Annotated in this window: 20 protein-coding genes; 14 read left to right on the top strand and 6 right to left on the bottom strand. The window is 38.3% G+C overall.

The genetic code is table 11. The features are described from left to right. The first annotated feature begins 264 nt into the window (after positions 1-264). From ACGTJS_RS12875 to ACGTJS_RS12855, 5 genes are all read left to right on the top strand, one after another. Positions 265-1,161, top strand: coding sequence for a VENN motif pre-toxin domain-containing protein (locus tag ACGTJS_RS12875; RefSeq protein ID WP_410472364.1), 897 nt, complete (start codon positions 265-267; stop codon positions 1,159-1,161). Continuing rightward, a complete protein-coding gene (imm40, locus tag ACGTJS_RS12870) occupies positions 1,124-1,483 on the top strand; it encodes an Imm40 family immunity protein (protein WP_410472363.1) in 360 nt (119 codons plus the stop codon). The genes ACGTJS_RS12875 and imm40 overlap by 38 nt, the downstream gene beginning before the upstream one ends. Positions 1,484-1,507: 24 nt before the next feature. Further along, positions 1,508-2,797: a polymorphic toxin-type HINT domain-containing protein gene (locus tag ACGTJS_RS12865; RefSeq protein WP_410472362.1), complete on the top strand. Its 1,290-nt coding sequence runs from the start codon at positions 1,508-1,510 to the stop codon at positions 2,795-2,797. Between the two features lie 12 nt (positions 2,798-2,809). Next, positions 2,810-3,259 (top strand): hypothetical protein, encoded by a 450-nt coding sequence (locus ACGTJS_RS12860; RefSeq protein WP_410472361.1) that lies wholly within the window; start codon positions 2,810-2,812, stop codon positions 3,257-3,259. A gap of 452 nt (positions 3,260-3,711) precedes the next feature. Continuing rightward, positions 3,712-3,849, top strand: coding sequence for an IS630 transposase-related protein (locus ACGTJS_RS12855; RefSeq protein WP_410472360.1), 138 nt, complete (start codon positions 3,712-3,714; stop codon positions 3,847-3,849). Between the two features lie 40 nt (positions 3,850-3,889). Here ACGTJS_RS12855 and repM (ACGTJS_RS12850) read toward each other — a convergent pair whose 3' ends face one another. Together repM (ACGTJS_RS12850) and ACGTJS_RS12845 are read right to left on the bottom strand one after the other, a co-directional pair. Beyond that, positions 3,890-4,822 (bottom strand): replication initiation protein RepM, encoded by a 933-nt coding sequence (gene repM, locus ACGTJS_RS12850; protein WP_410472346.1) that lies wholly within the window; start codon positions 4,820-4,822, stop codon positions 3,890-3,892. Positions 4,823-5,334: 512 nt separating this feature from the next. Next, positions 5,335-6,309 carry a ShlB/FhaC/HecB family hemolysin secretion/activation protein gene (locus ACGTJS_RS12845; protein WP_410473282.1) on the bottom strand — a complete coding sequence of 325 codons (975 nt, stop codon included), beginning with the start codon at positions 6,307-6,309 and terminating at the stop codon, positions 5,335-5,337. Between the two features lie 56 nt (positions 6,310-6,365). On the opposite strand from ACGTJS_RS12845, the gene ACGTJS_RS12840 reads away from it, so the two are divergent. Beyond that, positions 6,366-7,208, top strand: a complete 843-nt coding sequence (locus tag ACGTJS_RS12840) for an integrase core domain-containing protein (protein ID WP_410472002.1) — start codon at positions 6,366-6,368, stop codon at positions 7,206-7,208. Here ACGTJS_RS12840 and ACGTJS_RS12835 read toward each other — a convergent pair. Next, positions 7,183-8,064: a POTRA domain-containing protein gene (locus ACGTJS_RS12835; RefSeq protein ID WP_410472359.1), complete on the bottom strand. Its 882-nt coding sequence runs from the start codon at positions 8,062-8,064 to the stop codon at positions 7,183-7,185. The genes ACGTJS_RS12840 and ACGTJS_RS12835 overlap by 26 nt on opposite strands. A 409-nt stretch (positions 8,065-8,473) precedes the next feature. Here ACGTJS_RS12835 and ACGTJS_RS12830 point away from each other — a divergent pair, with 409 nt between their 5' ends. The 8 genes from ACGTJS_RS12830 (at position 8,474) to ACGTJS_RS12795 (ending at position 21,394) form a co-directional block, all read left to right on the top strand. Continuing rightward, positions 8,474-8,929: an ESPR domain-containing protein gene (locus tag ACGTJS_RS12830; RefSeq protein ID WP_410472358.1), complete on the top strand. Its 456-nt coding sequence runs from the start codon at positions 8,474-8,476 to the stop codon at positions 8,927-8,929. Next, positions 8,860-16,272: a filamentous hemagglutinin N-terminal domain-containing protein gene (locus tag ACGTJS_RS12825; RefSeq protein ID WP_410473281.1), complete on the top strand. Its 7,413-nt coding sequence runs from the start codon at positions 8,860-8,862 to the stop codon at positions 16,270-16,272. The genes ACGTJS_RS12830 and ACGTJS_RS12825 overlap by 70 nt, the downstream gene beginning before the upstream one ends. 334 nt (positions 16,273-16,606) lie before the next feature. After that, complete coding sequence (locus tag ACGTJS_RS12820) at positions 16,607-19,831, top strand: polymorphic toxin-type HINT domain-containing protein (protein WP_410472357.1); 3,225 nt, start codon at positions 16,607-16,609, stop codon at positions 19,829-19,831. Positions 19,832-19,833: 2 nt separating this feature from the next. Next, entirely contained in the window at positions 19,834-20,289 is a 456-nt protein-coding gene (locus tag ACGTJS_RS12815) for a hypothetical protein (protein ID WP_410472356.1), read from the top strand. A gap of 152 nt (positions 20,290-20,441) precedes the next feature. Beyond that, on the top strand, positions 20,442-20,924 hold the full coding sequence (locus ACGTJS_RS12810) for an Imm42 family immunity protein (RefSeq protein WP_410472355.1): 483 nt from the start codon (positions 20,442-20,444) through the stop codon (positions 20,922-20,924). Positions 20,925-20,937: 13 nt separating this feature from the next. Next, positions 20,938-21,027, top strand: a complete 90-nt coding sequence (locus ACGTJS_RS12805; RefSeq protein WP_410472354.1) for a toxin C-terminal domain-containing protein — start codon at positions 20,938-20,940, stop codon at positions 21,025-21,027. Positions 21,028-21,029: 2 nt separating this feature from the next. Next, positions 21,030-21,251, top strand: a complete 222-nt coding sequence (locus ACGTJS_RS12800; protein WP_410472348.1) for a hypothetical protein — start codon at positions 21,030-21,032, stop codon at positions 21,249-21,251. Between the two features lie 5 nt (positions 21,252-21,256). After that, positions 21,257-21,394 (top strand): IS630 transposase-related protein, encoded by a 138-nt coding sequence (locus tag ACGTJS_RS12795; protein WP_410472347.1) that lies wholly within the window; start codon positions 21,257-21,259, stop codon positions 21,392-21,394. 40 nt (positions 21,395-21,434) lie between these two features. Here the strand turns inward: ACGTJS_RS12795 and ACGTJS_RS12790 are convergent, their stop codons facing one another. The 3 genes from ACGTJS_RS12790 to ACGTJS_RS12780 are packed head-to-tail and all read right to left on the bottom strand — an operon-like array spanning position 21,435 to position 23,215. Further along, positions 21,435-21,638, bottom strand: coding sequence for a hypothetical protein (locus tag ACGTJS_RS12790; protein ID WP_410472353.1), 204 nt, complete (start codon positions 21,636-21,638; stop codon positions 21,435-21,437). 33 nt (positions 21,639-21,671) lie between these two features. Beyond that, positions 21,672-22,376 carry a replication initiation protein RepM gene (gene repM, locus ACGTJS_RS12785; RefSeq protein ID WP_410472352.1) on the bottom strand — a complete coding sequence of 235 codons (705 nt, stop codon included), beginning with the start codon at positions 22,374-22,376 and terminating at the stop codon, positions 21,672-21,674. Continuing rightward, a complete protein-coding gene (locus tag ACGTJS_RS12780; protein WP_410472002.1) occupies positions 22,373-23,215 on the bottom strand; it encodes an integrase core domain-containing protein in 843 nt (280 codons plus the stop codon). The genes repM (ACGTJS_RS12785) and ACGTJS_RS12780 overlap by 4 nt, the downstream gene beginning before the upstream one ends. Between the last annotated feature and the right edge of the window lie 53 nt (positions 23,216-23,268).

Raw genomic sequence — 23,268 nt, 5'->3', positions numbered from 1 at the left:
AAGATGCTTTTTATGGAGTATCATTTATTATGCTTTGGTTTATGCCAGCAATTTTTTTATTGCTAAGGCATTACATAATCAATAGAAAATTTTATATTAAATTTTCTCTGATTTGGTATGGAATAATTATGGTTTGTTTGGTTTTTCATGTATTATATAGTGCAAGGATGCATATTTTAAAGTATTTTTGAAAATTTAAACTAATTCTGAAGAATACTAAAAAATTGAACAAACCTAACACTCTTTGACGGCATCACCTCCGTCTTGTACGCTCCCAACTCAAATGGTATACTAGGCGACACAGTAAGAGCAGTAAGCCCACAAGTCGCTTATAAGATTGGGCAGTATTTTAAAAAAAATGATGCCCTAAATGGTCTTGATGGCGGTGATAGAAATGGCGAGGGGTCAGCTCCTCATATTCTCGCTCATGGTGTTTTAGCGGCAGCAGTGAGTGCAGCGTCGGGGAATGATGTTACCACAGGGGCATTGTCGGCAATGGGGGCTGAGGCGAGTGCTGAGGCAGTGTCAAAGTATCTGTTTGGGGTGGATAAGCCAAGCGAGCTTTTGGCTGAGCAGAAGCAGACGGTGAGTAGTATTGTGAGCCTTGCAGGGATTGGGGTAGGGGCTACGACTGGCGATGTGGCTAGTGCGGTGAATGCTGGGGAAATGGCAAAAGTGGCGGTTGAGGATAATGCTATTGAAACTGTATGGGACATTGCAAATGTTGGGATAGGAGCAGCATCGTTCGGATATAATATTTCAGAAGGAAATTATGGTTCAGCAACAATTGACGGTGTGGGTTTAATATATGATGGTGCTGCTACAATAGTGCCTTTTTTACCTGCTGGTGCATCTGTAGCTATTAAGGCTGAAAGAGTAGCAGAAGCAACAAAAAACATTATTAAAGCAGAAAACTTTTTTGATGGAGCTAAATACACACAAAAAGTAAAAATACAAGCTTCTTCAGGGGACTATCACTCATTCCCACAGTCGGTAGATGGTTTTGCCAAGTATGGAACTGTATCAAAAGTAACTGGAAAAGATGGAATCGTAAGAGATAAATTAGAAATACCTGGAAGCTATAGAGGTAAAAAAGGCGTTTTTGAATATATCAGAGAGCCAAATGGGAATATTAATCATCGATTATTTGTTCCAAAATAAAATTGAGAGAAACTGCAAAATGAATAAAAAAATATTAGATTTTTACATAAAAGCTGGTTATAGCTTAGAAAGTAAGGGTATAAATGAGTTCGTAATACCCTTGGAGCTAATTCAAGATTTTTTTGTTTTGTGTATTCATGAAAAAGTTCTAATATTAGGTGGTGATGTATACGAAAAATTTCAAGATGGTCAATTCATTGCTACTTATGATAATTGGTATTATGAAGGTTATAATTTTTCAGAGAGTATAGAGACGGCCAATATATATTTAAATAGATTAACTGGAGAGAATTTGTATGTATCCTTTATTTTAAGTAAGTAATTAAGTTTAGAATACTGGCAAAACTTGACCACATATCTTTCACGAGCGTTAACCTTTGCTAGAAAGCTTAACTCGGTTGAAGAAACTGGTTCTACATTAGCAAAAGAGGTGAACTGCTCCTTCCGTGGTGATATGGAAGTCCGTACCATTAACGGCTATAAGTCGATTAATGAAATTCAAATTGGTGATATGGTTTGGTCAAAAAATGAAAAAACTGGACTCATGGGATATCAAAAAGTTCTTCATACCATGAACAGTATTGACCCTGATACGACTTACGTTACTATCACTGATAGTCATGGACATAGTCAGCAGATTGTATCAGATAGCTTACATCCGTACTTTTCAAGTTATGGAAATGATATCAATCCTGCAAAACCATCTATTGGCAAAGAATATCATGGTGATATTAAAAATGCTTATTGGATTAATGCAGGTGATTTGAAGAAAGGTTATAAAGTGCTTGGCTCAAATGGTGAGTGGCAAGTTATTTCAGAAGTGTATACTGTTAAAACGCCATTAAACAGTTATAACTTGGAGGTTAATACTGACCATACTTTCTTTGTTAAAGGAATTGGCGGTCTTGATGGGGTCTGGGTTCATAATAAAAATTGTTTCACTGCTCATGGAGATAATCCAACAGTAGAGATTATTGATGGACATCAAGTAACTTATTCGGATTATCAGATTGGTTTGGACTTAAATAAACAACCGATTATGAAACGCATCCCAACCATAACTCAGGATGGGAAGATTATAGAAGTTGCTATCAAGGATGGTAAAGCTGAAATAGTAAATGCTAATGCTCCAGACGTTTCATATACTCAGGGTAATAATAGGCTTGTAGCTAAAGATCCACAAACAAATACTTATGTTAGTAGCGACCACAAAATACCTGAAAGAGTAAGAGTGATAGAGGAAACAGGTGAAGGACGACCTACCCCACAGCAGTCAGAACGCGATGTTGGGAGATTATTGCCAGAAGGGGCTCGTGAGCAAGTCAGTTATAAAGACGGTAAGGAAGTTCCGTATGGAACAACTGACTCGGTTAGACCAGATTGGTGTATTGGAACAACTTGTAGTATTGAAGTTAAAAACTATGATATTCATAACAACCGTAGTGGTTTAATTAGCAATATTGCTGAGCAAGCTATTGAAAGGGTAAATCACTTACCAGAGGGAATGATTCAAGAAGTCAGAATTGATTTAAGGGGTCAGAGTTACTCAGATGCTGATTTGCTTTATATTAGGCAGCAAATTGAAGAAAAGTCTAACGGAATTATATCTAAAGACAAAATTAAGTTTATTGAATAGGAGAGTTGATTTATGACTAATAATATTTTAACTGTTGGGTTACGCGGTCCTATGTTGACGATTAGATTAGGTGAAAGAAATAAAATTAACTCATTTTTTGAGTATATTTTGGAAAAACTTGAATATAAAAATAAAGATTTTTATGATATATATTACAAATTATATAAACAATATTTAACAATTTCTGATGCAGAAAATATTTTACAAAATTATAAATTGGATGAAAAGATTTTAATTTCTAAAGAGAATATCGAAATTTATAAAGAAATTATAGCTGCTGTACAAAGATTATATGAACAAATGGTTTTCATGATAAGTAATTCTGAAAATGAAGGAGTGTTAAGATTAATTATTTCTGATGTGCCTTATTATTGGTATGATGAAAAACAATCATTAGAATATTATAATGATCTCAAAGAAACAGATATGCCCTATTGGATGAGATCAGTTGATGAGTTCTAAAAAATTTATAACTTTTATGTTACATTTATAAGTACTTAAGAAATCAATTTTTTAAATACTAAAAATACTTTCTTTGTTAAAGGTATTGGTGGTCTTGATGGGGTTTGGGTTCATAATAAAGATCGTTGGGCTATCATACCCCGAGAGGCGACCACACAAATTAAGAATGGTCAAAAACTTCATACCTTTGAAGACCGTGGTAGGACTGTTAATGTAATCGAAAATCCCGAGTGGAGTGCAACAGGGGGAAGTCAAAATATACCTAGTTTGAATGAAATAAATAATATAAAACATTTTAGATTTAATTTGGAAGGTGATTCTCCAAAATTACGTCAAGCAACACAAAATGCAATAAATAAGTTACAGAAAAATTATCCACAATATAAATTTGAAGTAGTATATGGAGCAAAATAATATAGTAATAGAAATAAAAAAATGCTACAATAAAATGTATGGCATACTCACAAGACTACCGACAAATGATACTAGCGAAACTCGAATCGGGCATATCCTATCGAAAGCTAGCAAGTGAATACAAAATCAGCAAGACCACTTTACAAAACTGGAAAAACAACCAGAACATAAAGTAGTTAAAACATCAGCTTAACGGCAAAATTCTTTGTATTGGTACTAGTAAATCGTCCCCAAATTAAACCCCACCCTACCCAAAAAAGGCAAATAAAACTTGGATTTGGTGGGGTCTAGCAGTTCATCAGCGATTTTGTTTGCAAACTCATCAGTACTAGCTCCAATAGGGGCATAACTGCCTAACTCTGGCAAATTCGCCAGTTTTTTAGCAAACATTAGACGCTGTTTTTCAGTCATTTTAATCATAGAATTTTGTTTACTATTATCATTAGTAGATTTTTGTCTATTCTTTTTCTGTTTAAAACTAAAGGTAAAGCCAATAATTTTCCGCCCTTGTTTTTGTTGTTCGTATTTTACGTCAATATCTGTTTTTTCATTGATTTGTTGCACGGAGAAATCTAAAACCCTGCGTTTCAACACTTCCATTTTTTGGTATTCACCATTAACTACGCCTAACTTTTGCCTTAATTCATCAACAGAAAGCATGGGAGTTTTACTAGTTGTACGCCAAGCAATAACCAATTCATACAGTCTAACTGCGTATTTACTATTTAATCCTGCTACTTGTTCTAATTCATAACTGGTAAAATGCTTTTCTAACAAATTAATCAACGGTATGACTGCAGGAGCAAAAGTTAAATCAATCATACCTGCTTCATCAATATAGGCTATTTCAGATACCCAACGAGTTGTAGCTATTCTTTTTCCTTTTGCTGTGTTTTCCATGTAAGTGAATTGCCTTTCAAAAAGCACTTTACATGCTTTTTTTATATTTTCATATACACTTTTACCGTGAGTACTATAAATATTAATATAATCAGATACACTAATTTTTAATCTACTATGGGCATTAAAGTCTTGACCAATCTTCCTTGATTGACCTATGGCAAGTAATATCAACCGTTGCTCTATAAGTTCAAGATTATAACTGGCGTTAATTAAAGCATTATCTTTAACAATCAGGTTCTTTGACATTTTTATAACCAAAAATAAATATGTTGTTATTATACCTTATTTTTTTTGTTGTCAAATTTCCCTTAAACGGTGTTATATCGTCCCTTAAACGGTGTTATATTCATTAAAAAACCTAGAAAATAAATAATAAAATCAAATACTTATACCAATGGAATTTGGTCTAAAATATTTAAAATTATTAAAATAATAAAAGAAAAAAATTTTTATAATATTTTCTATGATAGATGAATTTAGATAAAATTATACTCCTGATATTTGCATAAATTTGCATCATGTTGTATAGGTAAACTATTTTTAAATCTGTTATTTATTAAGGCTTTATCCCATATTTTAATGCAACTTAATCGCATAATTATGTAAATCATCAGCACGTGGGAGGGAGTGGTAAATCTGTAGTAGTCTTTAAAAATATTTCTATTTATAGATTTTAATCTATAACAAACTTAAATAGTTAACCCCATTGCCTTTACTTATTTGATTTTCAATGAACTTAAAAACTCAACAAAAAACGCTCAAAACTCTAACCCCAAACTTACCCCACCAGTCCATTCCTTTTTACCAAAGTACTCAGGTTGTCTAATCGGATAACCTGCAAAAACATCATAACTTAACCGTAACGGCTTAAACTCACCTTTAAACCCAACCGCACCACCAACCAACGTATGACCCAGTAACAAATTATCCTGTTCCTTGTTCTGCATCGCCACTGTACCAGCATCTAACCCAAAATATAGATTATGATTAGACTGCTTGATAGGAAAACTAAAATCTTGACGAAAAATCGCCCCCATATCCCCTGATAATGTCCGCTCACCATCAAAACCACGCACCGTATAACGTCCACCAATCGCCAACCTCTCACTTGGAACAAGAGCTGTATTCGCATATTGTCCCTTTAAACTTGCCTGATAGCCCAACTGATAATCCCCCAACGCAATCGGTGTAATAAAGTTTACATTTAACTTATAAATTGGTGTCCGAACCGTTCCTTCATTAAACAAACTTTCAGGTGGTGTTAAAGCCCCAAAAGCACCTGTACCACGTTGTATACTAAAATCAGAGATTAACTGCTTTTGTCCAAAGCGTGTCTCATGTCGTACACCTGCATTAAACCCTACGACTTTTCTACGTTGAACATCAACCTCTGTATCATCAATAAAATTCTTTTGCGACTTAACAAACCCACCAAAATTCAATAAAGTTTTGCTTTTGTTATCACGAGAAGCTAACCAACTTGCGGTAAGATTAGCATTATTTGATTCACCACTATATTGATAATCTTGGTTTGCTCCTGCGACTGTTTGCTTATAAGTGTAATGACTTGCATTGGCAGAAAATAATACATTTTTGATAGGCACAACATAGCCTAACGAATAATTTTCACTACCTTTATCACCATATTGATTATCATTAACTTTGTTGCCCAAATCACGGCTATAACTTAAATAAAATAAATCATTATGCCATGTTGGATTATCAATACTAATTGTTAAGTGTAAGATATCCTAGCGTTATTTACAGTATTTAGGATAAAATACTGCAAATGAACATACATAAAAACACCAGACTGCTACCGTTTGAAAGAGAAGCTATTTGGATAGCCTATCATCAAAACAAACAAAGCGTAACATCACTTGCTGAAGAATACAAAGTATCAAGACCAACAATCTACAAGGTATTGAAACTTGCCAGAGTGAAGTTACTAAAACCACAAACCAGTGTCAATAATCGCTTTAAACAAGCGAAATTTGGCATTAAACGCTTAGCTAAAGTTGAAAAGAGTATACAAGACAAACTCAAAAAACAAGCCAAGCGTTATAATAAATCCTATCCTGGTGAGATGGTACACGTAGATACAAAACGCCTACCACTGCTCAAAGGACAAAATAGCAACAGCCCTAGAGAATATCTGTTTGTTGCCATTGATGATTATTCTCGTGAACTGTATGCTTGTATTATGCCAGACAAAACAGCTTTTAGTGCGGCTAAGTTTCTGACAGAACAAGTTATTAAACCTTGCCCTTATACGATTGAGGTGATTTATTCTGACAATGGCACAGAATATAAAGGCACAAAAGACCATGAATTTGTCAAAGCCTGTTATAATAACAACATCAATCAGAAATTCACCAAAGTTGCCAAACCACAAACCAATGGTAAAGCAGAACGAGTAATACGTACGCTCATGGAAATGTGGCATGAACAATGTGAATTTACAGGTAGTGAACATAGAAAGCAAGAATTAACAAGATTTCTTAATTTCTATAATACCGTTAAACCCCATTCATCTTTAACTAAAAAAGATGATATTACTGGCAAAACTCAAACCTTTACTCCTTATGAGTGGTTGGAGTTTTATTTTAAACAAAGTGTAAATAACGCTTGAGGTTCTTACATGTTAAGCCACCCTGATATTTACCTGTAGATTTTGAACCAGAATCATCAATGGTAACACCATAACGCACTTTTTTGGTCTGATGATACTTAATCTCAATATCGCTATAGCCTGCAAATTGTAAACTACTTGGCTTAATCGTAAAATCAGCATTGGCAGTAGGAACACGTTTTAGATTTTCTAGCCCTGTCTCTAAATCACGAATATTTAATAAATCACCAGATTTAATAGGCAATGCAGTCGCAAAATTAGCAGGTAGCCCTGTGGGATTGGTATAGATTGCTAAAGGACTATCTGCTGTATCTGCCTTGATTTTATCCACAAAGCCAGGAATAATGGTTAATTGTAATGTACCATTTTTTAAATTTTGATTGCCAATCAATACACGTGTGGTACTATAGCCACGTTGAATGATACGATTTTGTACATCGCTGACAATACGATTGATATCATGGATGTTTAAACATTGTCCAGTAATACGCTGTTTGCCATGTGTTAATGGTGTTAAAGCAAAATCAAAGTTCCCCAAAATGGATAAATGGGTTTTATCCAATGTGGTATAGGCGATTTTGGAAATGACAAAACAAGGATTATGTACATCCATTTTTGGTGTTGGTGGTTCAACTTTAGCATTTGGTAGCTCAATCTGAACATTGGTGTTAGGGATTAGCTTTTGTTGTTGTTCAGCCTGTTTTTGTTGTTGGTACTGGACTTGTTGATTGGCAATTTGTTCAGGTGTCTGGGCATAGCTGACTTGTCCCAATGATACACCAAATATAGCAATCAAGGTTTTTGAAAGTATGGTTTGACTGGTTGTTAAATTGGATTTTTGAATGGATAAATTCATTTTAAACCTTTGATTTTACTGTACTTGGTGATTAACTATCATCATATAGGTACTTGTTGTATAGTTCATTAAGTTAATAAAAAAACAAAAATGTCAAATTTTGTTTTTTTTATTAATAATGTATATTTTAAAAAAGATAGAACAATATATCAACACAACCTATGAGTTTGTCATTGATTTTCTAGGTTTACCTGATTTTTGTTTTGACTTATTTCCACCCATACCAATTGTTCTATCATTATTTTTTGTCCAGTTACTATTTTAAATAACTATAAATTGAAAAAGCCATCAACTGTTTATCAAAGACTAAACTTAAATTTAACGATAGCAGACCCTATTAATTTATTAAAAAAACTATACAAAAACACGGATAGGGGTTAAAATACCGATAAAAATTAGGAAACCCCATATGAACAGCCGTCTGTATCGTGTTATCTTTAACAAACACCTAGGTCGATTAGTTGTTGTCTCAGAAAAAACTGTGGCACAAGGCAAAGCCGGTAGTCAAGGTGCGAATAGTAACAAGGTAGTTTTAGCTGACAGCCAACTAGATGGAAGCAATGAGGTCGTGTACTACTGCTATAGCAAATGGGTTAGTCTCACTGTCGCTGTCCTTGTCAGCATAGGAGTAGCAAACGTTGCCTATGCTGAGATACAGACCCAAATCATTGCAGATAAGGGTGCTCCTAAAAATGAGCAAGCCACGGTGTTAAACACTGCCAATGGCTTAGCCCAAATTAACATTCAAAGCCCAAATAGCCAAGGGTTTCTAAAAACACCTTTAGTCAATTTGATATCGGTGGGCATGGGGCTATTATTAACAACAGCCGTACCAATGTACAAACCCAAACTGCGGGTTGGGTAGAGGGTAACCCATGGCTTGCCAAAGGTGAAGCCAAACTCATCTTAAACCAAGTCAATTCTAGTAATCCAAGCCAGTTAGCTGGCTACACCGAAATTACGGGTAGTAAAGCCGAACTGGTGATTGCCAATCCCGCGGGTATCACCTGCTCAGGCTGTGGTTTTATCAACGCTGCTCGTACCACGCTCACCACCGGTAAACCCACCTTTAACAACGACACTTTAACCGGATTTCAAATAGGTAGCGGTAAGATGACCGTTGAAGGCAAAGGCTTAGATGATAGCCAAAGCGACTATACCCAGCTGATTAGCCAAGCCACTGCCCTTAACGCTAAAGTTTACAGCAAACAGCTTGATGTCATTACGGGTAACAACACGGTTAGCTATGAAACCAATCCAGCCACCACTAAAATTAGTCACAACGGTGTCAATCAAAGCACGGGCGTGGCTTTAGACATCTCAAGCCTAGGCGGCATGTATGCTGGCAGAATTCGTCTGATTGGTACCGACAAAGGTATGGGGGTGACCAATGCTGGTGACATCAGCAGTAGTAGCACACTCACGCTAGACAACCAAGGTAACCTCATTAACACCGGCTCCATGAACGCCAAACAAGGGGTAAATCTAAAACACACCGGTAGTATTGACAACCAAGGCACCGTTAGCAGCAGCACCGATAGTGTCAAACTGGACAGCCCAACCCTTAAAAACAGCGGCGTCATTAGCAGTCATGGCCAAACCGATGCCACTACTCAAAGCCAAATCACTAACACAGGGCTCATCAGTGCCGGACAAGTCAATATAAAAACCCCAAGCCTGGCCAACCAAGGCCGTATTGAACAAACCGGCAGTGGTAAACTTGATGTGACCAGTCAACACTTAACCAACCAAGACAACGCCGTCATTGGTCAAAGCCTATACGACAAGCACCCAGCGACGACTACCCCAACCCTAGCCACTGCCCCATCAACCGCACAAACTGGATCAACCAAGCAAGTGGCAAACTCAACCGCTACCACACCGACAACGGACAGCCATCAACCGGTGCTTGCACCCATAACCGCCGATGGCAATATCCAAGCGGACAATTTAGTCAACCAAGGCAATAATGCCGTCATCACTGCCAATGGTGCCATGACAGTGACCAGCCCAAGCGTTACCAATCAACGCCAAGGTAGTATTGTGGTTAATGGATTAAACACCCAAGCAATTGACAACATCAACAGTCGTATCCAACTTGACAAACTCGATTGGCAGTTAACCCGTTTTAACAACCAACAAGGGCAAATTGTTGCCAAACAAGGGATTAGCCTCACCGCCCCGCAAATTAACAACCAACAAGGTGTCTTAGCCACCCTAGGCGATATTAGCCTTAGCACAAGTGAATTAAACAATCAACAAGGCAGTATTCAAGGCAAACAAGCCACCATCACGGCTACCCAAGTTTACAACAGCCAAGGCACGATTCAAGCGGAGGGCAATTTAAACCTTGATAGCCAAGGCAACCTGACCAACCAAAATGGTCATATCATGGCTCAAGGTGATGCGAGCTTACATGCGACCGATATCAAAAATGACAAAGGCAGTGTGGTAGCAGGTGGTAAACTCAGCACCACCAGCCAGACACTTACCAACAGTGGGCAACTGTATGGCACCACAGGTAATACGCTTACCATGGGCAGTCTGACCAACACGGCTACGGGTTTAATCGCCGCTCAAGGCAACACCAATATTCACGCCCAAACCGTCAACAACACCGGCATATTAGCCGCAGGCATTGACACCCAAGGCAATTTAAGCACCACCCCAGCCAACCTAACCATGAATGCAGTGGGTATACTCACCAGTAGTGGTACCCATATTGCGACCGGCAAAGCTAGCTTACAAGGCAATCCAACTGACTTAAATGGCAGCAAAACCCAAGCAGCGGATATTGAGATGGCAAGCCAAGGGGATTTATCAACGAAAGGGGCAAGCCTTACCGCCATCCATCAGTTGACGCTGGTTGCTAAAGGCACGCTAAATAACCAAGACGGTACACTAAGTGGTCAAACCCTGCAACTAACAGGCAACCAGCTAAATAACCAACGCGGCTCAATTAGACAAAGTGGTACTGCTGACTTAACCTTTAATTTCGCTGGCGGTATTAGCAACCAACAAGGTCAGATTGCCACCAATAGCCAAAACTTCATAATCAATACCCCAACGTTAAAAAATAAAGCGGGTCGTATTGAACATGCAGGTAATGGTCAGTTAAGTTTAACCGCAAATAATGTAAATAACAGCGACAAGGGCAATATCTTAAGCCTAGCCGATCAAACCTGGCAGATTGCTGGCGATATTGATAATAGCCAAGGACAAATTCAAGGGGATGGCTTAACCGTTAGTGCACATACCCTAATCAATACCGACGGTCAAGTGGTTGCTAGCAATACCACAGGAACCGTAAAAGCCAATCAACTTAACCTCAAGGGTGATTTAAACAATACCGGTAACGGGGTTATTTACAGTGATAATGGCAGCTTGGTCCTAACGGCTCAAGCGGTCACCAACTCAGCTCAGCTAACCAGTCGTGGGGACTTAAACCTTAACAGTCAAATCTTGAACAATCGTGGCAGCATTTCAAGTTTAGCCAATACGCATATCAACAACCAAACTAATTTGAGCAACACAGCAACGATTGCCGCCCAAGGTCGTTTAGCAATTCAAACCGGTGAACTTAATCAAGCCCAAAGTAGTCGATTGGTGGCAGGATTAAGCCCTGATAATAGCTTATCAACCACCCCACAACACTTGACCATCACCAGTACTGGTGTACAGCATAACCAAGGTAACAATGTTGCCAGTGGGGGTATGACAGTCACGGGTTCAGCACTCGACTACCACGGCAGTCGTAATCAAGTGGTTAATCTGTCATTAAACACCTTGGGTAATATCGATTTAAGTCAATCACAAAACAAAGTTAGCCAACAAGCCAGTTTCACCGCCAACGCCCTTAACCACAATGCCGCTATAACGCAAGCCGATAGTTACCAACTTAAAGTGCAATCACTGTCCAACCAACGAGGCACCCTTGAGCAAACAGGCACTCAAGACTTTGTATTAACCACGGGTACCATTGACAATCAGCAAGGTCACTTAGGCGGCAATGCCACCAATCTTAGCTTAATGGCAACGGGCGATATCCAGAACCAAGGTGGCGAAGTCATTCATGCCGGGACTGGCACAGCGACGCTAATTGCCCAAAATCTTGATAATAGCCAAACGGGCAAACTGCTATCCAATGGCAAACTAACTGCCACGGTGTCTGGTACGCTTAACAATGATATTGGGGGTATACAAGCCGATCAACTTTCCGTCACCGCAGGCAGTTTAAATAATAACCAAGGTCAGGTCATTGCCAGCACAGGTGATTTAACCGTAAACGCTGGCATTCTAGCCAACAGCGGTGAAAAAGCTGTACTCCAAAGTGCTCAAGCATTGTACGTCAATGCACGAACCTTAAATAATGATACGAAAGCTCAGCTATTAGCCAATACCACCGCTGATATCCACGCAGACACCCTCAATAATACCAATGCTGGTTTAATTTATAGCAATCAAGCATTAAACATCGGCGGTGACACCTTAAACAATAATGCTACCATCAGCAGCCAAGATGCCATTACCGCAAGCAGCCAAAAACTGACTAACCAAGCGAGCGGTAATATTCAAGCGGGCAAAGATATCAACTTAACCCAACAAACCTTAACTAACCAAGGTGTGATCAGCACGCAAACCAATATCAACTCAAGCACGCAAGGCGTCATGGACAACCATGCTGGTCAAGTCATTGGTAATAATGTGACTATAGCTGCTCAAAGCCTAAATAACCAAGGTGGCAGTATCCAACAAGCGGATAAAGATGGTCAACTAACCTTAACCACGACTGGTTTGCTAGATAACCAAAACACCCAAGGCGAAGGTCGGGGGATTTTAGCCAACGGCAAAGCCGTATTGCAAGCAAGCGATATCTCCAACCAATCAGGTCTAATCAATGCTACTGATGCCTTATCGCTCACCAGCACAGGCAATGAGATTAACAATCAACAAGGAGTGATAGGCAGTAATCAGCAGTTAATCATCACAGGCACCAGTGCCACACTCAACAACCAAAGCGGTAAACTGTGGGGCGATAGTACCACGATTACCGCCAATGGTTTAGCCAACACGGGAGTCGGTAGCCTTATCAGTGCCACTAAGAATATGACTTTAAACGTCAATAGTATTGATAACCAAAACACCAAACAAGATTTAACCAAAGTTAGTCTCAATCAAGGTATTGTGGCAGGTAATGACTTAGTGATTCATGCCCAAACCTTGAATAACATCCAAGGGCAACTATTAGCCAATCAAGGCATCCAGGTTGCGATGGGACAAAGCCTAACTAACACTAACGGACATATTGAAGCCAAAACCATTACCACTCAAGGCAGTACGGGCAACATTACCAATGCTGGCGGTGTGATTCGAGCTAATGAGACGAGCTTGAGTGCTAGTTCTATCAGCAACGGCGGCGAAATCAGCGGCAATCGCCTGACACTTAACCAAATGGTTGACTATACCAATGCCAAAGGTGATAAATTACTCGCCAATGAATTAACCATCACCACTCAAGGCAATGTAAATAATGACGGTACGTTATCTGCTGACAAACAACTGACGGTCAATGCCAAAGACATTAACAACACCCAAACCGGTGAATTAGTCAGTAATGCCTCCACGTTATTAAACGCCACTGGTGATATCAACAATCATGGGTTAATTAATGGTAATGACACCTTGATTACTGCTGGCAATGCGGTGAATAATTTAAGTGAGGGTCGTATCTATGGCACGCATTTAGCGATTAAAGCCGATACGCTTAATAACACCCCAGGCAATACGCTTAATTCTGCCCCAGTAATTGCCGCTCGTGAACGCTTGGACATTGGGGTAAAAACCTTAAACAATAACCCAAATACGGCACGTCGTGGTAAATTTAACAGTGATTTTAATGGTCAAGCTCAGATTTTAAGTAATGGTGAGTTGCACATTGGGGGTGATTTAGACAGCGAGAATCATGCCACTGGCAAAGCCACCACCGTGACCAACCGTGGGGCAACCATTGAGTCATTGGGTGCGATGCAGATTGCCACTGAAACACTCAATAATATCAATGCGGATTTTAAAACAGCGTTAAAGGTCCTTGAAAATAATCCGATAGTTGAGTATAGCATTTCAGGTGATGGTAGTAATCCAATTTATAATGAAAAAGTAGTTGAAATTACGTCTGAAGATAACAATGACGGACGCCATAGATTAAAAATTCTAAAAACGGGTGAGCTATATGATAATTATTATGGCTACAAATATACAGAGCTATTAAGTGGGCAAGACACCGTGACTAGTGACCCGAGTCGAATTGTTTCGGGTAGTAACATGGTATTTGACTTGGGTAAATTTAACACCAATAAAAGCCAAATTATTGCTGGCGGTACCATTAAAGTAAATGGTCAAGCAGGCAATGTGGATGCTGAAGCCACAACTATCACTCCCAAATACAGTTACGAGAATTTTAATGGTACCCATTATAGCCCTTATGAAACCTGTCGGAGGAGTATAGGGAATTGGTGTTACAAAGGAAAATGGGGTACAAATACTAATTCAACCCCATTAGATATGGCTCAACCGCTGAATCCTAAAACAACAGGTACTCCTTATGATTTAAAAATTCTCAACATTAATAATCCAGTTAGTGGCGTGTATGTCACCGCGGTCACAGTTGCCAATCAAAATCAAGCCAATCAAGCTCAAATTGATACCAAACAAGTGGCAGCTGTCAACCAAGCGATTGGCAATTTACAAACGCTCCTAACAGTCGTCAAAACAGCCAATAACGGCACACAAGTTGACCGTGCAAGCCTTGCTAGGGTCCAAGACGCCATCAAAGCCTTACAGGACTTCACTAAAACCAACCCAGTCAACCTAACCGCTGAGCAACAAAAACAGCTAGCTGACTTAGTGGTTGCCCAACAAGGAGGACAAAAAGTTGATATCGCCACCTTAAGTGACCTTATCAACCAACTAAACCAAAGCATCAATACCCAAAAAGCTCAAGAAATTCGCACCCAAGGGGCCGCTGTCAGCTTACCCAACAGTGCTCTCTACAAAATCGACCCCAACAACCCCAACGGCTATCTAATCGTCACTGACCCTGCGTTTGCCGGTTATAAAAACTGGTTATCATCCGACTACATGATGAAACGCTTGGGGCTCAATCAGGACAATATGCACAAACGCCTGGGAGATGGCTACTATGAACAACACATGATTCGTGATCAAATCATGGTGCTCACTGGTAAACGCTTCTTAGGTGACTACCGCAGTGACGATGCCATGTACCAAGCCTTGATGGACAATGGGATTACCAGTGCCAATGCGTTAAACCTACGCCCAGGTATTGCCCTGACCGCTTCTCAGGTGGCACAGCTCACCACCGATATTGTCTGGCTGGTTGAACAAGACATGACATTACCTAATGGACAAACCCAAAAAGCCCTCGTCCCTAAAGTCTATGTACGCTCCAATGTTGGTGACATCAAAGGGGATGGCAGTTTAGTAGCGGGTTACAACACTGACCTACAACTCACAGGGGATTTAAGCAATTCAGGTAACATTGTGGGACATCATGCCTTGCGTGTGAGTGCCAACAATGTCAATAACAATGCTGGCGGTGTCATTCAAGGTAACTTTATCCAAATCAATAGTAAAAAAGACACCAACAACATTGGTGGTACCATCAAAGCTAACAGTGCTATGTCAATGAGTGTGGGCGGTAATTTAAACAACACCTCAACGACATATCACACAGAAAGCTCAAAAAACAAAAGTAATACTTGGCGTACTGGGCTTGACCAAATTGCCAGCATCTACGTGGGAGATGGCTTAAAAGGTCAAGTGGATAATGAAGGCAACCCACTGACCACGTTAGCCATTGATGTGGCAGGTAACACGAGCTTCAATGCCAGTCAGCTGATTAACCATGGTGGTAGCACCCAACTGATTAGCAGTGGCAATATCGCCTTTAATGCCGTCAACACTGGTTATCAAACCAACGCCATTCATGATAACAACAACTATATCAAAGCTGGGCATACTGAAGATGTTGGCAGTGTGGTGGTAGTAAAGGTGACACCATCATCCGCTCAAAAAACGGCAACATTACTGGTACGGCAGCGACCATTCACAGTGAAGATGGGACAACCTATCTTAAAGCGGACAATGGGGATATCAGCTTTAAAGAAGGTCGAGAAACCAATAACGTAGAAACTGCTAGTCGCTCCACCCAAAGAAACTGGTTAAGTAAGAAAACCAACCAAGACAACTACAGTTATAACAATGATTTAGCCATCAAAGGCAGTATTAATGGTAACCGTGTCATCATTGATGCCAAAAACAACGTGCATTTAACGGCAACCGATGCAATCAGTCAGCAAGGCACCTATATCAAGGGTGGAAAAAACGTCACCATTGATGCGCGACTAACACTGAACATCAAAGTAGCAGTCATGGCGAGAAAAAATCTGGGCTATTTGGCAATGGGGGTGCCAGCTTCACCATTGGCACACAAAGAACCCAAAATCAAAACAGCACGGACAGTGTGTCACATACTGGTAGCATTGTCGGAACTAAAAATGGTAACACCATTATCACGGCAGGTGAGCATTATCAGCAAACTGGCAGTAAAGTCTATGCCAAAAACCAAACCACGAACAATGTGCATGATCTCAATTATGGCACGGTGGTGATTAATGCCAAATCGGCAAACGTGAGTAATACTACTGCCACAACGCAAACACACAATATCCAAAGCCAAAAAACCAGCGGATTAACCGTGAGTGTGTCTAATAGCTTAATCGATCAGGCTCAAAGCATTAATAGTCTACTGAAAGCGGGTGAAACCACCAACAGTGAGAAAATGAAAGTCATGGCGGGTATTGCAGGCTTTAGTAAGCTGCGTACCTTAGATAAAGGCGTACAAGGTGCTGTTGATAGCTTACAAAAAAGTGAGTTAAGCAAAGAAGGATTAGCTGGGGTAGGCAATACTCGCATTCAAGCCACACTTGGCAGTCAATCCAACAAAAGCGTGCAAGATAGCCTATCAGGTAAAAATGAGGCATCAAGCATTGATGCCAATAACTTAGTGTTAAACATTGCAGGCAAAGGTAAAGACAGTGACTTTACTGTGACAGGCAGTGACATCAACTTAGTGGGAGACTTGTATAATAACGTTGAAGGTGATGTGATTTACCAAGCCGCATCCAGTACAGGCTATGACCGTACCAGTAATAAATCTAATGGCTTTGGCATTGGGGTGTATGCCAGCACGCAAAATGGAGCAGGTATTACTGCCAATGCCAATATGGCAAAAGGTTATGGCAATGGCGAAACCACCACCAATGCCAACTCTCATATCAATGTCGGTGGTACAACCTATCAAAACATCGGTGGTAACTTGGTGCTTGATGGTGCGGTGGTGAAAGGTGATTATGCCACAGGTCACATCGGTGGCGGGATTATTGCGACCAGTCGTCAAGATACCGCTAAATATGACGGTAAACAAAAAAATGTAGGCTTTAGTGCCGACGTGTCTATGCAAGGCATCCCACAAAATGTGAGTATCAATGGCGGTAAATCCAATCTCTCCATGGACTTAGCCCAAGTGACTGAGCAGACAGGGCTACAGTACCAATCTTCTGATATGGTGGTTGATGGTAAAAGCTCTTTTAATGGGGCATATTTTACCACTGCCACCCCTGAAGCGAATCAGACTCAGTTTAAAGGTGGGTTAGAAGTCGGTGATATACAAAACCACATTCATTATCACGGTCAATCGATAAGTGGCGGTATCAGTGCAGGGTTAAATGCCAACAAAACAGGGTTAGCTTCGCCGTCTATCAGCGGTATTGGTTATGGTAAGGTGGGGGATAGTGATACCAGTACCACGTATGGGGCGGTGACAGGGATGGCAGGGCAGTCGCAGGTGACGAATAAGACTGTAGACATACTCAATGAGCCGTTAAGAAATACGTTTAATGCAGAACAGTTAAATGCTGAACTTAACAATCAAACTCAGATTACGCAAGCGTTTGGGCAGGAAGCTCCGAAAATGGTCGGAGATTATGCAGGACAAAAACAACTTGAGCTTATTCATGTAGGAAATACTGAAGAAGCCGAAAAATGGGGTGAGGGTGGTGTTTATCGTGTGGCACTTCATACCGCAGTTAGTGCGTTAGGCACAGGCTCTATTAAAGGGGCTGTGGCTGGTGGTGGTACAGCATTTGTGATACCAAAAGTTGATGAGTATTTGAAAAATCAAGGCTATGATGATGAGACTAGAAAAGCTGTTTTAGTTGGATTATCGGCTGGTATTGGTGGGACTACAGGTGAGATAAGTGGTGTTGCTAATAATGTTAATCAGACGGAGAACAATTATTTAAATCACGTCCAGTTACAAAAATGGGGAGATCAGCTTAAAGCTTGTGGAAATGATAATTATTGTAAGCAGGGTATAAATGCTTACTATCAGAATTTAAGTAAGCAACAAGATGCGAGGCTTCAAAACGTTTGTATAACCAGATTTAATAATGCTCAATGTAAAGCTGAAATTGCTAATTTTTATGCAGGGTTTCCTGAAAATAAAACATCACCTTTTGCAAGCGATTATACAAGAATTGAATCTCTAGGAGGTGGTAATCTTAGAGCAAATGTAACAATGAGTAATGACTTTGCTTTTAGTAACACTATTACTCGTGGTATAGGTAATGTTGCTCGAGCTGAAAATAGAACTATGGATGCTATTGCAGATTTAATGAATGCAGAGCTTTGGGGTGGTGGAACTGGTAGATTAGGTACGGTAAGTAAGGCGAAACCTGCTGTTCAGCAAAAACCCGCCAAAGGCTTATGCTCCTTCCGTGGCGACATGATTGTAGAAACTCAAAATGGTTATAAACCGATTGCCGATATTAAAATTGGCGATATGGTTTTAGCGAAGAATGAATTTACAGGTGAAGTTTCTTATCAAAAAGTTTTGAATCAATATAATAATTCTTATCAACAAACAGTTTATATAACTATTAAAGATAAGAATGGTAACTCGCAAGCTATTGTTTCCAATAAAATTCATCCATTTTTTACTCGTATCACCAATGAAGACAATTCAACTCTACCGCCATCATCAGAGGGTCATAATTATCAAGGTGATATTAAAAATGCTCAATGGGTAGATGCGAGTAATCTTAAAGCGGGATATGAGCTTTTATCACAAGATGGTAAATGGCAAGTAGTACAGCATGTGGAGGTAAAAGATGAACCATTATCTGCTTATAATCTGACGGTTGATAATGACCATACTTACTTTATTGCGGGTAATTATAAGGTCGAAGGTGTTTGGGTTCATAATAATTGTTGGGAAAGTCTACCTTCAGATGCTTATAATACTGGAAAAACTACTCCTGACGGGCGACCATTATATTCGTTTAATGATAAAAATGGAAATCGTGTTACTGCATATAAAGGTTCAGATGGGCGATATTATAATCCAAAAGCTTACCCTCCATCAAAACCTCTGCCTACAAATCCTCAGGTTCAAGATTTCTTTGTGCCAGCTCAAAAAGCAAAAGAATTAGGATATACTCGTGAGATTCCAGCGAATAAATCTCATTTCAATTCGCATGGGCAAACAGTATTTTATAATCCTAAAACCAAGGATTACATCACACTTGATATTGATAAGCACAATGTAACTAATGGTTGGAAAAAATTCGATGCTAAAGGCAACAGATTAGGAACTTTCGATACAAACCTTAATTATGTTAAGAAATAGTTATGAAAAATTATATAAAAATTTTAAAAGAAGGTATCCAATTTAATGAAGTTGGATACTTTGTTGAATTCAATTTAGGTGAATTAAACGAAGATTTTTTTATATCAACCGAATTCTTGAGTTTGGAAGAATATAAAGATATCTGGCTAATTCAGTTAGATTTTTTATTAACCTTAAATAAATCAGCAATACTTCCTACATATATTCAAGATATTAAGGACATAGAATTTTTAAGAGCATGGATGATATATTTAAATCACAATAACTTTTATATTCAAGAAAAAATTTTTTTTAAAGAAGATTATTTGAATATAAGTAACAATGAAATAGACATTCAGAAAATATTATCATTAAACATAGAGAGAGAAATTTTTTCTGCCAATGGAGATAAATATTCAGAATGGCAATGTAGTTATGAGGATATAAGAGAACTATATAAAAATTTGTTCGTTATATAAAAATATCTTTTTAAAACTGATGCGAATAATGGCACTTGGCATTGGGCAGGTAGTACTGCCGATACTAAGGCTCCTTTAAAACCAACAGATGATGTAAAAAGCCAACTTAAAAAAGCTTTTCCTGAACAAAATAATAATAAGAGGTTAAATTAATGCTAATTATAGATGATAATTTGGAATTTGGTATCTTATGGGAAGTAATATCAACTTCAGAAGACAATAGTTTTTATTATGGGATATGTAAAATTTTAATTGATGGAGAATTTTTTCCAAAGAAGGAAAGGTTTGACAATACACTAAACGCTATTTTTCATAACATGAAAAAAGCTTTTAATAATCCATATTATCCTGGTGGAGTAACTAATGGAGAATTGGGATTGAAAAATATAACCGATAAACAATTAGGCTATGGTGAGATTCCAGATGTTATTAAAATCGACCTTGCTGATATTGGAGATTGTTTTCAAGGTTATGAAGAATATGGGTGTCTTGTATTGTATTTGGGTTATGCTAATGATATGGAAAGGTTATTTTATAGTGAGGATAATGGTAAAACTTTTCGAGAGATAAAATTAAAAAAAGGAACTGTTAAAAAGGTAATTATGAGTCTCCCTGAAGAATTACAAAAAGAATGAATCATGGTGGTGTATGGAAAAAACTAATTCAAGAAAAAATATTAATAAAAAAGAAACTCGTGATGGTACATACGATGCTAATTTGAAAAGGATAGGTGATTAAAGATGATTGCTAATCATTATAATGAGTGTAATGAAATATTTTGGAATGAAGAGTCTTTTAATTATTCTTTAGAAAAGAAACACATTTGGGATATGGATAAATATTGGAAATTGGAATATTTTCTTATCAAGCTATATGAAAGTTTGGTAGACGCTGAAACTCTAAATAGGGAGCTAGCTGCAAATTTATACTATAGTAAAAGAAAAATAAAACTGGTACAATAAAATATATGGCATACTCAACTGACTACCGACAAATGATACTAGCGAAACTCGAATCGGGCATATCCTATCGAAAGCTAGCAAGTGAATACAAAATCAGCAAGACCACTTTACAAAACTGGAAAAACAACCAGAACATAAAGTAGTTAAAACATCAGCTTAACGGCAAAATTCTTTGTATTGGTACTAGTAAATCGCCCCCAAATTAACCCCCACCCTACCCAAAAAAGGCAAATAAAACTCAGATTTGGTAGGGTCTAGCAGTTCATCAGCGATTTTGTTTGCAAAATCATCAGTACTAGCTCCGATAGGGGCATAACTGCCTAACTCTGGCAAACTCGCCAGTTTTTTAGCAAACATTAAACGCTGTTTGTCAGTCATTTTAATCATAGAATTTTGTTTACTATTATCATCGGTAGGTTTTTATTTATCCTTTTTCTGCTTAAAACTAAAGGTAAAACCAACAATTTTCCGCCCTTGTTTTTGTTGTTCGTATTTTACGTCAATATCGGTGTGTTCGTTGATTTGCTTAACCGCTAAGTTCAATACATCTTTTTTAAAATCACTCATACGAATATATTCATGACTTAATAACCCCAATCTAAAACGTAATTCTTCTAAACTAATTTTTAATATTTTTGTGGTTTTAAAACGTATTAAACATTCATACAATCGCATAGAATAACGACTTTGCAATTTTGCCACTTGTTCTATTTCATAAGTTGTAAAAGCCCTTTCAAGCTCCACCAACATCGGAATAATGGCGTTAGCAAACATAAATTTAACGGTGGCTTCATTTTCTACATATTCGGCAGATTGGGTGAAACGTTCGTAACGTACCGCCAAATTACCCCTATTGTTAATATATCTATATCCCCATTCAGCTCTATATAAACCAAGTACAGCTTGTTTTAAAGCCTTATATGCACTTTGTCTTTCTACATTAAAAGCATTAATATAATCATTGGCATGAATAATTAATTCTTTATCTTTTAATTGCTCAATATTATCGCAGAATTCTCTAGCTTTTAATATTGCAAGCAATATAAGACGTTGTCCTACTTCACCAAGTTTATGACTTGCTTCAATTAACGCATTATCTTTAACAATTAGATGTAAGAACCTCAAGCGTTATTTACACTTTGTTTAAAATAAAACTCCAACCACTCATAAGGAGTAAAGGTTTGAGTTTTGCCAGTAATATCATCTTTTTTAGTTAAAGATGAATGGGGTTTAACGGTATTATAGAAATTAAGAAATCTTGTTAATTCTTGCTTTCTATGTTCACTACCTGTAAATTCACATTGTTCATGCCACATTTCCATGAGCGTACGTATTACTCGTTCTGCTTTACCATTGGTTTGTGGTTTGGCAACTTTGGTGAATTTCTGATTGATGTTGTTATTATAACAGGCTTTGACAAATTCATGGTCTTTTGTGCCTTTATATTCTGTGCCATTGTCAGAATAAATCACCTCAATCGTATAAGGGCAAGGTTTAATAACTTGTTCTGTCAGAAACTTAGCCGCACTAAAAGCTGTTTTGTCTGGCATAATACAAGCATACAGTTCACGAGAATAATCATCAATGGCAACAAACAGATATTCTCTAGGGCTGTTGCTATTTTGTCCTTTGAGCAGTGGTAGGCGTTTTGTATCTACGTGTACCATCTCACCAGGATAGGATTTATTATAACGCTTGGCTTGTTTTTTGAGTTTGTCTTGTATACTCTTTTCAACTTTAGCTAAGCGTTTAATGCCAAATTTCGCTTGTTTAAAGCGATTATTGACACTGGTTTGTGGTTTTAGTAACTTCACTCTGGCAAGTTTCAATACCTTGTAGATTGTTGGTCTTGATACTTTGTATTCTTCAGCAAGTGATGTTACGCTTTGTTTGTTTTGATGATAGGCTATCCAAATAGCTTCTCTTTCAAACGGTAGCAGTCTGGTGTTTTTATGTATGTTCATTTGCAGTATTTTATCCTAAATACTGTAAATAACGCTAGGATATCTTACAAATT

It is taken from the genome of Faucicola mancuniensis, assembly GCF_046523945.1.
Taxonomy (GTDB): domain Bacteria; phylum Pseudomonadota; class Gammaproteobacteria; order Pseudomonadales; family Moraxellaceae; genus Faucicola; species Faucicola mancuniensis.
This window is presented reverse-complemented; position numbering and strand designations above follow the sequence as displayed.

What these genes read in the sequence shown, in the direction of transcription:
- ACGTJS_RS12810 (WP_410472355.1), top strand. Translation starts at nt 20,442, where the DNA reads ATGCTAATTATAGATGATAATTTGGAATTTGGTATCTTATGGGAAGTA.
- ACGTJS_RS12800 (WP_410472348.1), top strand. Translation starts at nt 21,030, where the DNA reads ATGATTGCTAATCATTATAATGAGTGTAATGAAATATTTTGGAATGAA.
- ACGTJS_RS12835 (WP_410472359.1), bottom strand. Translation starts at nt 8,064, where the DNA reads ATGAATTTATCCATTCAAAAATCCAATTTAACAACCAGTCAAACCATA.
- ACGTJS_RS12860 (WP_410472361.1), top strand. Translation starts at nt 2,810, where the DNA reads ATGACTAATAATATTTTAACTGTTGGGTTACGCGGTCCTATGTTGACG.
- ACGTJS_RS12815 (WP_410472356.1), top strand. Translation starts at nt 19,834, where the DNA reads ATGAAAAATTATATAAAAATTTTAAAAGAAGGTATCCAATTTAATGAA.
- ACGTJS_RS12790 (WP_410472353.1), bottom strand. Translation starts at nt 21,638, where the DNA reads ATGATTAAAATGACTGACAAACAGCGTTTAATGTTTGCTAAAAAACTG.
- ACGTJS_RS12830 (WP_410472358.1), top strand. Translation starts at nt 8,474, where the DNA reads ATGAACAGCCGTCTGTATCGTGTTATCTTTAACAAACACCTAGGTCGA.
- imm40 (WP_410472363.1), top strand. Translation starts at nt 1,124, where the DNA reads ATGGGAATATTAATCATCGATTATTTGTTCCAAAATAAAATTGAGAGA.
- ACGTJS_RS12780 (WP_410472002.1), bottom strand. Translation starts at nt 23,215, where the DNA reads ATGAACATACATAAAAACACCAGACTGCTACCGTTTGAAAGAGAAGCT.
- repM (WP_410472346.1), bottom strand. Translation starts at nt 4,822, where the DNA reads ATGTCAAAGAACCTGATTGTTAAAGATAATGCTTTAATTAACGCCAGT.
- ACGTJS_RS12840 (WP_410472002.1), top strand. Translation starts at nt 6,366, where the DNA reads ATGAACATACATAAAAACACCAGACTGCTACCGTTTGAAAGAGAAGCT.
- ACGTJS_RS12855 (WP_410472360.1), top strand. Translation starts at nt 3,712, where the DNA reads ATGGCATACTCACAAGACTACCGACAAATGATACTAGCGAAACTCGAA.
- ACGTJS_RS12795 (WP_410472347.1), top strand. Translation starts at nt 21,257, where the DNA reads ATGGCATACTCAACTGACTACCGACAAATGATACTAGCGAAACTCGAA.
- ACGTJS_RS12805 (WP_410472354.1), top strand. Translation starts at nt 20,938, where the DNA reads ATGGAAAAAACTAATTCAAGAAAAAATATTAATAAAAAAGAAACTCGT.